This window comes from Paenibacillus sp. N3/727 (genome assembly GCF_022637315.1).
In the GTDB taxonomy this organism is placed as follows: Bacteria; Bacillota; Bacilli; order Paenibacillales; family Paenibacillaceae; genus Paenibacillus_AQ; species Paenibacillus_AQ uliginis.
Genome location: NZ_CP093336.1, coordinates 1057436 through 1073417, shown reverse-complemented (window position 1 = coordinate 1073417; position 15982 = coordinate 1057436). Strand labels below are relative to the sequence as shown.

Annotated in this window: 14 protein-coding genes and 1 pseudogene; 4 read left to right on the top strand and 11 right to left on the bottom strand. The window is 42.6% G+C overall.

Features of this window, described 5'->3' with window-relative positions:
- The first annotated feature begins 3 nt into the window (after nt 1-3).
- The 3 genes from MNQ98_RS04820 (at nt 4) to MNQ98_RS04810 (ending at nt 3352) form a co-directional block, all read left to right on the top strand.
- A complete protein-coding gene (locus tag MNQ98_RS04820; RefSeq protein WP_241932158.1) occupies nt 4-1188 on the top strand; it encodes a restriction endonuclease subunit S in 1185 nt (394 codons plus the stop codon).
- Nucleotides 1189-1207: 19 nt separating this feature from the next.
- A complete protein-coding gene (locus MNQ98_RS04815) occupies nt 1208-1870 on the top strand; it encodes a hypothetical protein (protein ID WP_241932157.1) in 663 nt (220 codons plus the stop codon).
- A 1326-nt stretch (nt 1871-3196) separates the two neighbouring features.
- Nucleotides 3197-3352 (top strand): N-acetyltransferase, encoded by a 156-nt coding sequence (locus MNQ98_RS04810; protein WP_241932156.1) that lies wholly within the window; start codon nt 3197-3199, stop codon nt 3350-3352.
- Nucleotides 3353-3445: 93 nt separating this feature from the next.
- Here the strand turns inward: MNQ98_RS04810 and MNQ98_RS04805 are convergent.
- Both MNQ98_RS04805 and MNQ98_RS04800 read right to left on the bottom strand, forming a co-directional pair.
- Nucleotides 3446-3750, bottom strand: a pseudogene (locus tag MNQ98_RS04805) (FtsX-like permease family protein); the annotation flags it as partial.
- Nucleotides 3751-4344: 594 nt separating this feature from the next.
- A complete protein-coding gene (locus tag MNQ98_RS04800) occupies nt 4345-5052 on the bottom strand; it encodes a DNA alkylation repair protein (RefSeq protein WP_241932155.1) in 708 nt (235 codons plus the stop codon).
- Nucleotides 5053-5723: 671 nt separating this feature from the next.
- Between MNQ98_RS04800 and MNQ98_RS04795 the strand changes: the two genes are divergently transcribed.
- Nucleotides 5724-6926, top strand: coding sequence for an MFS transporter (locus MNQ98_RS04795; protein WP_241932154.1), 1203 nt, complete (start codon nt 5724-5726; stop codon nt 6924-6926).
- A 178-nt stretch (nt 6927-7104) separates the two neighbouring features.
- On the opposite strand, the gene MNQ98_RS04790 is transcribed toward MNQ98_RS04795, so the two are convergent.
- From MNQ98_RS04790 to MNQ98_RS04750, 9 genes are all read right to left on the bottom strand, one after another.
- On the bottom strand, nt 7105-8739 hold the full coding sequence (locus tag MNQ98_RS04790) for a formate--tetrahydrofolate ligase (RefSeq protein ID WP_241932153.1): 1635 nt from the start codon (nt 8737-8739) through the stop codon (nt 7105-7107).
- A gap of 528 nt (nt 8740-9267) precedes the next feature.
- Nucleotides 9268-9846 carry a DUF4256 domain-containing protein gene (locus tag MNQ98_RS04785; protein WP_241932152.1) on the bottom strand — a complete coding sequence of 193 codons (579 nt, stop codon included), beginning with the start codon at nt 9844-9846 and terminating at the stop codon, nt 9268-9270.
- A 434-nt stretch (nt 9847-10280) separates the two neighbouring features.
- Complete coding sequence (locus tag MNQ98_RS04780) at nt 10281-10544, bottom strand: hypothetical protein (protein WP_241932151.1); 264 nt, start codon at nt 10542-10544, stop codon at nt 10281-10283.
- Nucleotides 10522-11004, bottom strand: a complete 483-nt coding sequence (locus MNQ98_RS04775) for an AAA family ATPase (RefSeq protein ID WP_241932150.1) — start codon at nt 11002-11004, stop codon at nt 10522-10524. Before MNQ98_RS04775 ends, MNQ98_RS04780 begins: the two co-directional genes overlap by 23 nt.
- A 272-nt stretch (nt 11005-11276) precedes the next feature.
- Nucleotides 11277-12200 carry an NAD-dependent epimerase/dehydratase family protein gene (locus tag MNQ98_RS04770; RefSeq protein ID WP_241932149.1) on the bottom strand — a complete coding sequence of 308 codons (924 nt, stop codon included), beginning with the start codon at nt 12198-12200 and terminating at the stop codon, nt 11277-11279.
- Nucleotides 12201-12260: 60 nt separating this feature from the next.
- The gene (locus tag MNQ98_RS04765) at nt 12261-13115 is read right to left on the bottom strand and encodes a MerR family transcriptional regulator (RefSeq protein ID WP_241932148.1); all 855 of its coding nucleotides are present in this window, start codon (nt 13113-13115) and stop codon (nt 12261-12263) included.
- Nucleotides 13116-13240: 125 nt separating this feature from the next.
- On the bottom strand, nt 13241-13402 hold the full coding sequence (locus tag MNQ98_RS04760; RefSeq protein ID WP_241932147.1) for an imm68 putative immunity domain-containing protein: 162 nt from the start codon (nt 13400-13402) through the stop codon (nt 13241-13243).
- A gap of 69 nt (nt 13403-13471) precedes the next feature.
- The gene (locus MNQ98_RS04755; protein WP_241932146.1) at nt 13472-15139 is read right to left on the bottom strand and encodes a DUF6138 family protein; all 1668 of its coding nucleotides are present in this window, start codon (nt 15137-15139) and stop codon (nt 13472-13474) included.
- A 314-nt stretch (nt 15140-15453) separates the two neighbouring features.
- A complete protein-coding gene (locus MNQ98_RS04750; RefSeq protein ID WP_241932145.1) occupies nt 15454-15975 on the bottom strand; it encodes an ankyrin repeat domain-containing protein in 522 nt (173 codons plus the stop codon).
- Nucleotides 15976-15982: the final 7 nt, after the last annotated feature.

The following is a 15982-nucleotide window of genomic DNA, read 5'->3' as shown; positions in this document are numbered from 1 at the left end:
GATATGAACGCACCTAAATTGAGATTTAATGATGGATGGAAACATTACAAATTAAAAGATATTGTTGAAAGAATCGCTAACATTGTTGAAGTAGTGCCTGAGCAAAAATACACGCAAATCGGCATTCGTTCACATGGCAAAGGAATATTTATAAAAGAAGAAGTAACAGGTAGAGAATTAGGAAACAAGCGTGTATTTTGGATAGAGCCCGATTGTTTTATTGTAAATATTGTTTTTGCTTGGGAAAGAGCTGTAGCAAGAACGACTTCAGAACTTGACGGACTTATTGCCTCACATCGATTTCCTATGTATAAAGTAAATAATTCAAAAGCAGACTTAGAGTATTTTACTCGATTGTTCTTAACTAAGAAAGGACAAACACTTTTGGAGTCAGCTTCTCCTGGTGGAGCAGGACGAAATAAAACACTTGGCCAAAAAGAATTTTTCAATATAGAAGTTGCATTACCGACACTTGAATCACAAAAGTATATTTCATCTTTCTTAAAAAAAATTGAGACTAAGCTTCATCTTCATCAAGAAAAAATCGACTTGCTGAAGGAGCAGAAAAAAGGATATATACAGAAAGTTTTTAGTCAGGAATTGCGATTCAAGAATGAAAATGGAGACAATTTCCCTGAGTGGAAAACTAATATTAAAGCTGATGAATTATTTGAATCAGTTTCTAATAAAAACCATAATGGTGATTACCCTGTCCTTTCTGCTACTCAAGAAAGTGGGATGGTCTATAGAGATAGCTTAGAAAGACATATGTCATTCAATGATAACAACCTAAAATCATACAAACTTGTAGAGGAAGATGATTTTATCATTAGCTTACGTTCATTCCAAGGAGGAATCGAAATCTCTACATTACAAGGCCTAGTTAGTCCTGCATATACAGTTTTTAGGAAAAAAAATGATTCTGTATATAATTTGTACTTTGCAAAAGTCTTTAAGACAGATAATTTTATATCAAGATTAAACTCAACTACTTACGGTATTAGAGATGGTAAAGCTATTAGTTACAAAGATTTTTCAACTTTAAAATTTGATGTACCAAGCATAGAAGAGCAGAAAAAAGTTGCTCAATTTTTAGATTTACAAGATCGAAAAATTTCTATTGAAGAGAAAAAATTGAGAGAATTACAAAATCAAAAACAAGCCTTTATGCAGCAAATATTTATTTAACTAAAAGGAGGTTTTCTCGATGAAAGATATTTTTTCCTATAATGCTGACATCAATAAAAATGCCTACATGAATTGGAGAACAAGGCGATTTGATCATATTCATAATATGCATGTAATAGCAGAAGGTTTTATGAATTCTGCAATTTCATTAGCCGAAACCTGCTTAAAAGATAATCATGACAAAAAGGCAGATATGCTAATTTTTCCGATTCTATTTAATTTAAATCATGGTATCGAAGTTTATTTAAAAGTCATCTGTTGGAACCTAAATCAGCTATTAAATAAAACTGAAACCTTTGAGTCATCGCATAATCTTAAAAATTTAATAGCGGAAACGAAAAAACTAACAGTAGAGTTTGATAATATAACTGAAGCATTACAATGGTCTTTCCAATTAGAAAAATATATTGATGAACTCTATACAAAAATTGAAACTGTCAAAGATAATGGAAAAAAAGTTTATGATATTACTTTTACTCGTTATTCTTTAACAAGAGATTTGGAACCACAATTTTATATTACAGAATTCAACAATATCGTTATTGATTTAGAAAACTTCGTGCAGTTCTTTAATGACGTATATAAAGATTTAGATAATATGTCATCTTATTTGTTAGCACTATTAGATCAAAGAAACGAATTAAAAGCTGAATTTGAAGCTGAATATCAATCAAATTTATAAATATCGTTTACCAAAAACAGCACCTTCCACTAATAATGGTATTGTGCTGTTTTATTATTTCCAAAAAACCTCATTTACTTATGATACGGTTCCCCTCATATGATCTTAAATTAAACTATCCTGCCTGTTAGTGAGCAACCGCAGTTCTTTAAGTCCACCGTTATTCAATTAGTTTTCACCGGCGTTCCCCAAGCAGTTTGCCATAGACTTAAGTGCGCAATGCTTTTTCATGTCCCAACATACCTTGAGTGAGATGTTATAAAGGAGCACCTTAATGTAGGAAGCATATCTGTTACAAATAAAGCTTTACAAGCATCTTCCCTGCTCTCAATATATTTCTTCAACCACACTTTACATTCAGTTGTGAAATAAACCTCTCTTTGTTTTACACTTTTTCCATTTACAATTGCAGGGCAATTCTCCAGTTCAGGTCCTCCATGTTGGTCTTCTCTACCACTCCAACCCTACAGCCGGTACTATATAGGAAATCCAAGAAACGTCCTTTCTCCTTAGTAATGGCAAGAAATGTTCAAGTGAAAACATCTTCTTCTGTCAAAAAACAGACGTATTTCCCCACCTATCTTTGAAAGTAGGCACGTTATGTGTATTAGAGAAGGCTAAGCATCGGGTTTATCGCATATTTATAATAATTTGGACACTTTTGTGGTATTGGTAATTAATTCATGGTGTAGAAAATAATTAAACTTGTTAATTATATTTGATACGATGGTCCAATGTCAATTGTAATAATAGTTACTTGAAGCGTTCGCTGTGAGTAAACAACTGTTAGCAAGGGGCACATTTATTAATGGGAACTCGCATTAAAACCATTCCCGAAAGAGAAAATGACGTTGAGTTTCTCCCAAGTCTATCAATATCTTGTCATAAGAACACATCAATTAAAGGAAACTTTGCCTAGATAATATGGAACTATACTTTGTGTTGGTAACGACTTTCAGAAACAGCAAACAATCAGTATTTTGTCCAAAAGGGATACCTTCATCTGAATAAATTGTATCGCATGAATCGAGATTTTAATGAATTCCTGAGTTAAAGCTACAAGAGGAGTTTCAATTCTCATACTGGAAGATGGAGACATCTAGCGAAGAAAGAGATTCCTTGAGGTAGAAGCTGCAATTTGGCCCGACACTCCACTAGGACTTAATAGGTTATCTGAATACAAGAATAACAAAACTATGGACAGCTATGGTCATACGTCAAGCAGATACCATTGTTGGCGAACTGATGGCATGGCAGGAAGACCATGGTGTCATAGAGGATGTTTTTGTACGCGAACCATAGAGGAACCGTGGCATCGCCAAGTATTTGCTTACACAAGCTCTGAGATATCTCAAAGTTAATCAGCTACAAAAAGCTAATCTTATGGTATTAACTACAAATAAATCCGCCTTGTCTCTATACGAATCGGTTGGATTCTGTGCGGATCAAGAAGAAATAAGGTACTTTACGAAATTTAATTAGATAACAAAAAAAGAGGGACCCTCCCCCCCCTCATTGCTGCTTCCACCAAAACATCTCCGATTTATGCCAATCCGCACCATCCCCTCAAAAGTCTCATTCCACATTCTTCAACGACTCAATCATATCAATCCGAGCCACTTTCTTCAGAAGCAGCAAGCTAGAGAGAATCGTAAGTAAAAACGCAAGAATAACAGATACCAGCATTACAATAACATTTAATTGATCCGGAATTTGCTGATGGCTACTCGACAGTGCCTTTACAATAATACTATAGACATAGCCGCTTATCGGTATAGCTACAATTACCTCCAAGGCGGTTAGGATGATATTTTAGAAAAGATAAGTCTGTTATTTTTTTGATGGCCTAATACCTTCAGTGTTGTAAGTTCACGATTCCTCTAGTTACGTTTGTTAATTCGATATCGAAAATTTTTTGAAGCTTGGTTTGACCTGATTCCCAGACGAATGCGGATTATTCTTACGATCGCTCTTGCCCCCAGATTTCTTTCATGTCTTTATATAACGTTGAAATCTGGGGACAGCTTATGCTTCCGATGTGAGCTTTCCTTTGGTAAGCTTTTAGGCGCCCGCTGCGCTTCTCCAGAATAATTCCGCCTTCTTCGTTTAAGCACCCCTTTCTTTAGTTTCAATCTATATAGCATCTTGAACCTGTCTATAGGACAATAGGATCAACAAGCTTCTTCTCAGGAAACAATTTCTTCCATCATATACCAAATAAAAAAATTGCTTCCTGCAGCCGATGTATTTTGACTCTGGTCTCCAGAAGGAGTTTGACCTCGCCGCTGCTTCCGCGCTGAACCGTCAAGGGGCAGAAGACAAGCCCAAGAAATAGCGTGTCACGGCATCACCAAACGAATCTGCCGTACGCCCTCTAGTTACGATTGTTATTCAACTTGCTCGCAAAAAAAACGGAGTAACCTCTAATAGGCTACTCCGATTAAAACATTATTATTTTATTTAAGCATGATAGTTTAACACCTTACATATTTGCGTTTGAAACCAATTTGCCCTTTATCTACTGCCTTTTGAATATTTTCGGAAGCGTTCAGAAAACTGCTTTTTTTCTTGTCCCGTTTGACTTCTACTGGGCCTACTGCCTTTGCTGTCTCGATCGCCTTATCATGCAGCGGCACATAGGATACCGCCACTGTGTAAATAAAATTATTCATAGCGTATTTAGTACGTTCGGGAGAATCGTGAATTGTCTTTTCCACAATTTCAAGCATGTTAGCGATTTTGCTTTCGGAAAATTCACGGTCCGGGCGATTACCCAAAAGCCAGCAGTAACAACTCCAGCCCGCTGACATTCTCAGCTCTTCCCCGCTTGCGATCCATTTATCGGCAACTTCTTGTGCAATATCTGTTTCTGCCAAAGTTACTGCAACTACATAATCGGACAGCATATAAAAATACGCCGTATCCATCCAACGCTCAAAATCATCTTCAGTCATTGCTTCTGGGTCTGCAATGATACCGGCAAAGTACATTGCATCGTAGTTCCCTGTGGCATAAAGTTGCTCAGCCAAAGGCTGATCTTTTTTAATTTTCTTAGCTATGGGCTTCATAGCACCTGTAGCCACGCCAAAAAGAGGTGCGTGCGCGCCATTGGATTCGTAAATTTTCTTGGTTCGTTCCTTGCTGAGAGCTTCAAGCTCTTGCATAACCATTTCTAAATTCATCGTTTATCACTTCCTCCGGAGGTACAATGTTCGATAATTTAACTCAGCTCAGACTCCATAGTTCCCACATCCGTTAGTATCGATACGTACTATTAAGACTATATCAAATTTTTTAAGTGTTTGTAATTGTACTAGTTTGAACAGTATATTTGGCGGCATTGTTTATTAGCACTGGTAAACTGGTTTTTACTCCTGATACTAAATTTTCCATTATAGTACGTGTTCAAAAAGGTCGGTTTTCAGCACCGAGAAGGTTGGATGAAGCTAGGTACTGAGGAGCGGAGCGTACGTATTGGGTACGTGAGCACCAGAAGGACCGGCTGAATTCAAGATTCGATGCCGAGCCCACTTCTTGATTCACTTCGTGATCAAAAGCGGACTTTTTGAACAACCTCTTATAGATAATCCAATGTGTTGCGAGCAGATTGTTCTAAAACTAGAATAAACAGTGGACACAACGTTTAGAGACACGGATAATATCACTTAACGAAAGAACTGTCCTTGATGGGGGAACAACGGCAGCGTTACAATGAAGAATTCAAAAAACAGACGGTGAAATACATTCAGGACAGACCAAGTCTGTAGCAGATGTTTGTGTCGAGCTCAATATTCCAACTGTATTTGGGAGAGGTATTTCACAGCTATGATTTTACAGAGAGAGGTATTGCTTCATGAAGAAACCATTGAAAGAACAAAAAACAGTCTTACTTATTCTACTAAGTAATATATTCATTGTTTTTCTAGGAGTCGGACTTATCGTCCCTGTTATGCCATCCTTTAAGAATATTATGCATCTATCAGGCCAAACGATGGGTTATCTTATGGCAGCCTTTGCGTTTGCACAATTACTCATGTCTCCACTGGCAGGACGATGGATTGACACTTATGGCAGAAAGAAAATGATCATAATCGGCTTATTACTCTTCAGTATATCAGAGCTGATCTTTGGATTAGGCACACACGTATCCGTTTTATATTTATCTAGAATTCTAGGTGGCATTAGTGGTGCATTTATTATGCCAGGCGTAACTGCTTTTGTTGCAGATATTACCTCAGTAGAGGAAAGGCCCAAAGCGATGGGTTATATTTCTGCTGCTATTAGTGTCGGTTTTATTATTGGCCCAGGTATCGGAGGTTTTATTGCTGAGCTGGGTGTGCGTGCCCCATTCTACTTTGCTGCAGGCTTCGCATTAATAACATGTATTTCATCCCTATTTATTTTAAAAGAGCCGCTAACCAAACAACAGCTCTTGGAAATCAATCAGCTCAAAAAAGATACCAGCTTTGTAACTGATCTGAAACGATCAATTCATCCACAATACATTATCGCTTTTATTATTGTGTTTGTACTGGCCTTTGGTCTATCAGCATATGAAACCGTATTTAGTCTGTTTTCAGATCAAAAATTTGGTTTCACACCAAAAGACATTGCAACCGTTATTACAATAAGTGCAATCTTCGGGGTTGTGGTTCAGGTCTTTCTGTTTGGTAAAATGGTAGATAAACTTGGTGAAAAGAAACTCATCCAGATATGCTTAATTGCTGGCGTATTTTTTGCGGTAGTATCCACCATGATCTCCGGCTATTTAGCCATTTTGCTAGTAACTTGCTTCATCTTTCTCGCATTTGACTTGCTGCGACCAGCATTAACGACCTATTTATCTAAAACGGCTGAACAAGAACAAGGATTTGTCGCTGGAATGAACTCAACATATACAAGCTTGGGCAATATCATCGGGCCCGCATTAAGCGGTATATTATTTGATGTAAACATCAACTATCCGTATCTCTTTGCTGCTGTCATTATGATTATTGGTCTTGTAATTACGATGTTGTGGAAAGAAAAACAATTAGCTAACAGCTTGGCAAAATAATATGAGGAACATGCCGTAAACAAAAGAGAAACCCGATGTCTTTGAAAAAGACATCGGGTTTCTCTACCTCTACTATCTGAAAACCACTTCCTATGAAGTGATTTGAGTTTATTTCCCCATAACCTAGAAACTCGCTCACTTCAAGAACTTACTTCCCTTTGATAATAATTTCGCCATATCAGCTCAGGCCTTCGATATGTCCCGCCTCATCCAGCCTTATGCGCCACGCCGCCGGTTCCGCGGGCAGTCCTGGCATCGTGACCACCTGCCCCGTCAGCACGACGGCGAATCCCGCGCCGGCCGACCAGCGGATATCCTGCACCTCAATCGTAAACTGCTCTGGCGCCCCGAGCACGGCGGGACGGTCTGTGAACGAATACGGCGTCTTCGCCATGCAGACAGGAAGGTCACGCACGCCTAGCCGCTCCAGTTCCTGTAACGCCCGCTTCGCAGCCGGGCGGTATTTAACCCCGGCTCCGCGATAAATACGCGTAACGACCGTCTCAATCTTTTCCGCAAGCGGCATATTATCTGGATAGAGCAGTTGGAACGTATCCTCCGTCGATCCGTCGGCCAGCGCAGCCACTTCCTGCGCCAACTCGCGGCAGCCTTCACCGCCACGCTCCCAGGCGTCCGATAGAATCGCCTTCACGCCAAGCTCTGCGCAGAGATCGGCAACCTGCGCCAGCTCTGCCTCCGTATCCGCCGCAAAGCGATTAATAGCGACTATTACCGGCACACCGAAGCCTCGCATGTTCTCCACGTGGCGCCGCAAGTTGCCGAATCCGGACCGTATCGCCTCGGCATTCTCCTTCAAGAGTTCCTTCTTCGGTACACCACCGTTGTATTTCAGCGCACGCACGGTCGCAACGATGACCGCAGCCGACGGATGCAGTCCTCCCAGGCGGCACTTGATGTTTATGAATTTTTCCGCGCCTAGATCGGCGCCGAATCCCGCTTCTGTCACGACGTAATCGGCCAGCTTGAGAGCATGACGGGTCGCCCGTATGCTGCTGCACCCGTGGGCGATGTTGGCGAACGGCCCGCCGTGAACAAACACCGGATCGCCTTCGAGCGTCTGCACCAGATTCGGATGGATCGCATCCTTCAGCAGGGCGCACATCGCGTTCACCGCCTGGAACTCATCTGCCGTCACCGGCCGCCCGTCCATGTCATACGCCACGACGATTCGGCCGAGCCGCGCCCGCAAATCAGTCATATTTTCCGCTAAACACAACACCGCCATCACTTCCGAAGCGGTCGTAATAAGGAAGCCGTCTTCACGCACAGTGCCGTTGTTGTCGCCGATGCCGATTACGATCTGGCGCAGCGGCCGATCATTCATATCGAGCGCCCGTTTCCATACAATGCGCGCCGGGTCAAGACGCAACGCGTTGCCTTGGTGAATATGGTTGTCAATGAGTGCCGCGAGCAGATTGTGCGCTGATGTAATCGCATGAATATCGCCCGTAAAGTGCAGATTAATATCCTCAGCCGGCACAATCTGGGCTTTGCCACTGCCTGTGGCGCCGCCCTTCATGCCCATGCACGGTCCAAGGGATGGCTCGCGCAGCGCGGCCGCCGCCTTCCGTCCAATCCGATTCAATCCTTGCGTGAGCCCGATCGTTGTCAACGTCTTGCCTTCACCCGCCGGCGTCGGATTCATGGCGGTAACGAGGATAAGCTTTCCGTCCGGCCGCTGCGAGACAGATGCCCATACATCCTCGGTTAACTTCGCTTTCCATTTTCCGTAAAGCTCAAGCTGACCCGGCGCAAGGCCCAGTTGTGCTGCAACTTCTGTGATTGGTTTCATATATGCCTCCTTGCCTATTCCGCTTAATAGGCCTTATAAAAAAATAGTTATAAAAGATTGCATATTTCATCAATGAATCTGGATATAGCCCCCTATAGAATATTATAAGAAAATTCACCCCCAAAAAGTTAACGATCTTGAGGCAAATTTTAGTACAGTCTCATTTTGCAGACTAAATCTTAACTGGCATATGTTTTGACAAGTGTTTTTACAAATATTCGTAATAGAAACTGATCGCCCAACGTTTTAATACTTCGAACTAACCGTAGAACTCTTGGTCACATTACACCAATAGACCTGTTTCCCCACAAACGCAAAAAATAGAGTGTCGACGATGATTGCCAACACTCTATTTTTCTCCTATATCCTTGATAACCTCAATAAATCAGCCTTTCAGCCATCAATCCTTGACATCAATACTACACACTCCACATGTGACGAGGTGCGATAGTAATATGCATGTTTTATTTTTCCGATGGATAAGACTATTCGTCTTTGAAGTATGCGGCAACCAGCCTTCACCAGTATTTAGACCCTTAGTGAGCCACGGAACCCTCTAGCAGCGTAATAGGATTCTGCTCCATTATGGTACACGAAGACAGTGTCATAGCGACGATCGCAAAAGATAGCCCCGCCGAGTTTTCTAATACTATCAGGTGTCTTCACCCAGCTCGAAGTTTTCGAATCGAAGTTTCCAAGTTTCTGGAGTTCTCGGTATTTTTCTTCCGTTAAAAGCTCAATTCCCATGACAGCCGCCATGTTAATAGCGCTATTTTCTGGTTTGTGTTGTTTCCTGGACTCCAACGCTTCATGATCGTAACAAACACTTCTGCGACCTTTAGGACTTTCCACTGAACAATCGTAAAAAATGTATTCGTTCGTCTTATTGTCATGATCAACGACATCCGGTTCGCCGCCAGTTCTCTCCATTTCATAAAGCGACCATAATTTTTCTGTCTGAGCTTCAAGCTTTGCTTGTACATTAGCCCATTCAAGACCTTGATGGCGGTCCATGTTTTTCTCGAAGCGTGCTTTTAATAATTTGAGTAGTTCTTCATGTTGTTCTAGTGATAACTCCTTTTTACTGCTGCTGGGACTCGTTGTCATATTAATTTCTCCCTTCAAATATGCTATTTTGTTCACATCTGCAGCTGCAGGCTAAGCCTTTTATGAAATGCCATTAGCAAGGTGAGTACTATGCAATGGCAAGAAGTTCGGAGCATTTACCCTGATCAATATATCCTGCTCGAAATTTTGGACTCTCATACAGAAGACAGTTCCCGCATCCGTTAGTATCGATATATACTATTAAAACTATAACAAATTTTAGCTTCTTCGCTGATTAAAATGAAATAGCCTCGTCAAGAATATAGATTAATAGAACAGTAGGCGGAGGTAATGGAATCGATGTTCGGTATATGCGTTAAAGTTACTTTTATGCATAGCCATCCAAAGCTCAAAAGTAAGGTTACTATACCCCAAGCGGTACTTAATCTGTTTTCCCTTGATACTGTTAGCTTCTTTAGGAAGATCCAAAGTTTCTAGGAACTGTTTAACATGCACCGGTTCATGGCTTTCGTAGTCAACAAATGAGTAACTTCCACTTTAGAGATAATAGGGAGACTTTTTGCGTACTTTAGTGGATTCTTTTCTACCTTGCTCTTTATCGATACTTTGATATTGGATGCAGGATTAGCGTCTAAGACAGCATTAATTTCAGCTTCAAGCCAATCTAGATACCATTTCTCTGTTTCTCCCTCTACGGTGAAAAAGTATTGCTTGTTATCCTTCCGATTCGGTGCCATCTTTGAATAGTTCACCTCTGCTTTCCAAAAGGTTTTCAAAAACAGAGGTAAAGTCGATATCCTTAATCGCTCCATATTGGTTCACGAAATAATTCTTCATATATTCACCGCCGTTCCTTACCCCGTTCCTGCCGGAGGTGCCGAAGTCGAACAGCGAGTAATGAGTACTACAGAAGGTATCATCATCACGCTCTACAAACTTGATCTCATCCCTCCTAAACAAATTCGAGTTGAGGAATATCGGATTATGGGTGTTAAAGATCAGCTGAGCTTTATTCTTATTTACCTCATCGTTATGGAAGATGTTCACGATACTCATTAAAGCCATTGGATGTAGGGGAGCATCGAACTCATCGATAACCAAAGTGCCTCCACTAACCAATGCACTCATTATGATGGGAAACATATTTACGAATCGAATTGTCCCATATGACTCAAATACTTCGGCTTGTACGGGCATGTTTCCATCCTCCCCACCTACAAGGGAAACCAGCTTAGGCTCAGAATAAGGTTCTCCGCGCTAGTTGTAACGGCAAGCTAAAACATGCGTCGTCTGACTGAGTTCCTCGTTACTCCGGAATATCTTTTATTCTAGTCGTTTCCGAAAACACAAAGCAGCTCCTGAACCACGAAGTCTCAGGAGCCTAATAATCACGTTATTTATCACAAGTCGCCACCATTTCCTCACTTGATTCCGCCCCATGCACATGGACTATGCGTCAACCAGCCACCTTAGGATTTTGCGGATTGAAACCATTCCAACGTTTGGGCGATCGCATGCTCCAGCGGCGTTGCAGGAAGCTCGAATCTCGCGCTGAATTTGCGGTGGTCCACGACAAAATCATGCTCAAATTGATACGTCATCTCAATCGTTTCGCGCGCCTCTGGAATAAACAATCCTCCTATGCGGAGCATGCCCTTGCCCATTGTCCGAATGGATGCCGGAAATCCGGCAGCACAATAAGCCATTTCGGCAAACTGCCTCGTCGTAACTGCGTCTGCATTCGGTACATGCCAGGCTTGGCCGTAGGTATCCTCCTGACCTCCCAATGCAACAAGCGCCTTACCGAAATCGTGGATGAACGTATAGGTATGCTTCTTGTCAGGGTCGCCAAGCACCGTACAAGGCTTTCCCGCTACAATTGGTTTAAAGAAGCGCTCCCCAACCGCAGAACCAAGAACACCCGGCCCAAAGAAATCGGACCCTCTTCCGATGACGACCTGAAGCAATCCATCCTGATGCAGCTTCAGCAGTTTGCGGGACATTTCGGACCGGAGAACTCCTTTCCTAGTCGTGGCCGCATGGGGCAATTGTTCGTGCATACTTCCCTTGACCAACCCATACATATACAAATTCTCGGCCACTACCAGCTTCCCCCCGGCAGCCATCGCACCGGATACGATGTTATCCTGCATTCGCATGAACAGTTTTCCCCATTGATGATATGCCGGCTGCGCACAGTGATAGATGACCGTGGCCTCTTGCATGATTTTTGCAGCTTGCTTCGCATCCAGGAGATCGGCTTTCTCGTGCTGTACGCCAGAAGGCAGTGCGTCTTTCCCGCTATAACTAACCATTTTTACTCGCTTTCCCTGTTCTATAAGCTCTCTCATGATGGACATCCCTAATGGCCCCGTTCCCAATATTACGTGCATGATATTCTCCCCTCTCAAGTCTGCATGCCAAATACAATAAACCCTATAGCAACTATAGGGTCAATCTCTTTGACTAACAGGCACTTGAAGCTCGATCAAATAATCCCCATGCTTCGCCATCTGCGTCATATCCACCAAATATTGCTCCACAGCCGGACCATCCTGACAGTAGCCGTTCATGGCCATCCATTCCAGCAATTTCCCATATATGTATTTGTACGTTTGTTCCGTAGGAATCCCGGTGTACATTGCCGTAATATAAGTCCCCCCTGGAATCACGCGTGTGAAGTTGTAGTTTGTCCCGACCCTCTTGATGGGAATAGCAACTTCAAGATCGGTATCGTTCCGATCGAACGTCATTATATTCTCATGGTAGATCGTCATCATATATCCGTTTTGGGTCATTCCGTTTTCATAAATCGTTCCAAACAGCTCGGTAAACTTCAGCACCATAGTCTCCATTCCACAAACGGATCGCTTCCGATCAAAAGCGACATAACGATCTTCAAGTTCTTTCAACTCAATAAGAACTTCGGAATCCTTTGTATCCCTGTTCATCTCCAATAGAGCATCAATTTGCGTGATTCTTTGTTCAATGGAAGTCGTAATATGCTCCAGTCGACGTATTTCCTGCAGTGCTTCCTCATGTTTGGCTTTCATCAACCCCATGACCCGGTTCAGGCTCCCGCTTTGTAATGCATGGCGAATTTCCTCAAGTGAAAAATCGAGCGATTTCATATCTTGAACGATTTTAATATGCAGGATATCCAGATTGGAATAATACCGATAGCCAGAGCTTCTATCAATTTCACTAGGCTTCATAAGGCCAATCTTGTCATAATATCGCAGGGTCTGGATGGAGATATTGCAAATCTTCGCCGTCTGCCCTATAGAGTAATATGAATTTTTGTGCACTGGCATCCTTCCTCTCAACCCGAAGCTGAACGTATCCTTTATATCTGCTTCAACACTAATCTTTAGTGAGTCTGCGAACATAAAACTATATTTATTTATCAAGATCTACAGTCCAATCAATCTCTTCACATAGCATTCCAGGCCAGCGGATTACGGGAAAACTTGTACAATTCATCCCGAAGCAGGTTCCTATTCTCTTCGGAGGCATCTATATAAAATTTGCACAGCTGCCTAGCCTCATCCAAATCATGCAGATCGACATAGCCTGATTTATGAGACTCCAACACAATGGCTGACAGATCAATTTGAGCTGAGCAGACAATATTAAGTTCTACTCAGCCTAGGAATTATCCCAACTAAGATAATTTCATTATCAAACGAGCTATCAGTTCCTTGCGTGGTTCCCGCGCCTTGCGAGCCAATGCAGCCAGTTTCTCCGCCTCGCCCCAGATCGGGTACAGTACGCGCTCGGCCTCGTCATCCGACAGAGTCTCTATATGCTGTACGAATAGCGACAGCTTGTCTTCGCTTTCCAGCTCTGGCTGAATCTTCAGCTTTAGCGAATCGTGGGAGCGTAGCAGGCAGGCGATCAAGGTGGGAGTCGAGCGTTCCGTTATACCATAGGTTTCGGCAAAAATGGCTGTGAACTTGTCATGCACCAGCTGATGCTCATCATCCACAAGGTCCATGTAAGCTTCAACAAGCGGAAAATACCGCTCAGACAAAAGCCCCAGCCCGAACACAGCATAACTGCCCGGCATTACGCTTCTCTCGCTTTCCGTATCCTCGTACCATTCAAACTCTACCATCGCCTCACGAGCGTATTCCTCCAATAAAGGATGCAGCTCGGAATAAGCCAACGCATTTGCAAAAAATCGATGCGTATCCGATTTGGCAAGCCCCTTGATAGGCAAAGTCTCTCTGACACTGGATTTTAACTTGATTTTATAGCTTTTCGGGAAGCCCTTTCTGAGTAGAGAGAGAATAAACAAAATTGCCCGCTCATACGCCCCGGCTTCTTCTTTGCGAATAACGACCATAAAGTTGGAAAAAACATCATTAGCCTTGCATTCAACCAACTCATGGCAAATATGAACTTCGTCGTGCGAAAAGCTGTCGCTGCCCTCCTTCAACATGCGTGCGGCTTTGCCGCTGCCAAGCTGCTTCGCCAGCTCCAGAAAAGTCTGTCCCCTAAATTTGCTGAAATTCGGCTCATAACGAATAATCATTACCGCTCCGTACAACAGAAGGTCAAAAGGCTGATTCGGCTCATCCTTGTTTTCCAGTACCGCATCCGACTTGATTTCATATTCATTGGCCCTGTAGTCGTTACGGGTGATATCGTAATAACGTGGCAAGAATATATTCTCGGCCCAGTGGGTCAAAGCCCGAATGATATCTCTTCGATGCTCCGCAAGAGCCTCAACCCGTTCTTTATTTAACTCCTGAATTCGGTCAAATAAAGCGATCGTCCTTTCGGCTTCCGGTTCGGGAAACAAATGCGGGTCCAACAGATGGCGTGCCAAAAAGAAAGTTTCCAACCGCTTTGTCGGGTAAGAGCCCTTCTCCAGTTCGTTCTCAATATAGGACTGAATTCGCTCCAGAAGCTGCCGCTTTTTCTCTTCATATATCGTTTCCAGCACCGTTAATTCCGCAAGCCCGTCCATCGTTGCGAAGGTTCCTTGAAAGGTAAACCGGTAGTCGATCAATGGCGACGTTTCCAGCTTGTCCAGCCTCTCTCTTACGATTTGCGCCAGCAGAGGCTGAACCTCATGCAATACCTGCTCCCGTGTAAAGGGTGAAGCTTTCATCGACTTTTTGCCTGCGGCACTCCCCACAGATTTCGAACTGTCAACCCTGGTCCTGCCCGGCCGATAATCCAGCATGACAAAGTTAAAGATGCCTATTTGCAGCGGGGTGCGTTTGCCCAATCCCTCTACGTCAACTCGATTTTCCTGTTCCTCAAACCATTTATGAATTGCCTTTTTCATCTCTTCCAGCGCTTCTTTCTGTAATTCGTTCATTGTCTCCCGCCTTTCTACGTATTCATCGGCTGATCTCGCCATCTCCGTTAACGTCTCTATTATAAAAATACGTATTAATGTTCGCACACGCCTATTATTTTACATGCCAGCGCGCTCCCTGAACAATGAGACTGACGTCCAGTTGTCAGGACTAAAAAACCGGATTCAGAAGCATAACGCCCAAATCCGGTTTTTTATCGAGATCCTGTACAAAGGTAACACACACCACGCACCATGTTTTACAATGATAAGTGATGATGAGGCTAGGTCAAATTCAAGACCTAAACCTACTTGTAGCAAGCTACTCTAAAAAATTAGAGTAGCGCTCCATTTTGGCGAAGAAGTTCCGCTACGTTATTATTACCTTGCTTGATTGCAAGAGACAACGCAGTTTCTCCACCTTCAATTCTAGCGTTAACATCGGCTCCATGTTCGATCAATAAGCGAATAATTTCTAGGTTATCGTCATGGAATACAGCAGTGTGCAGACAAGTATGACCATTGCTGTCGAAAATATTTGTCTGAGCATTATGAGTCAAAAGCAGTCTGATAACATCCACGTTACGCTCTCCAGCTATTGCTGCATGTAATGCTGTATTCGAAGGAATGTAAGAAATCTTGGAATGAGATACCGCCACAACATCTGCGCCATAATTTAGCAATATCTGCACTGCATCTTTATTACCAAAATGTGCCGCATATCCCAAAGGTGTAAGTCCATCACCATTTTCCGTATTTGCAAGTTGCGGGTGAGATTCTAAAATATCTTTTAGCCGTGAAGCTTCATCTGACTGAACTACTTGAAATACTTCATCAATGATTTGTGTTAACTCCATTCATCTA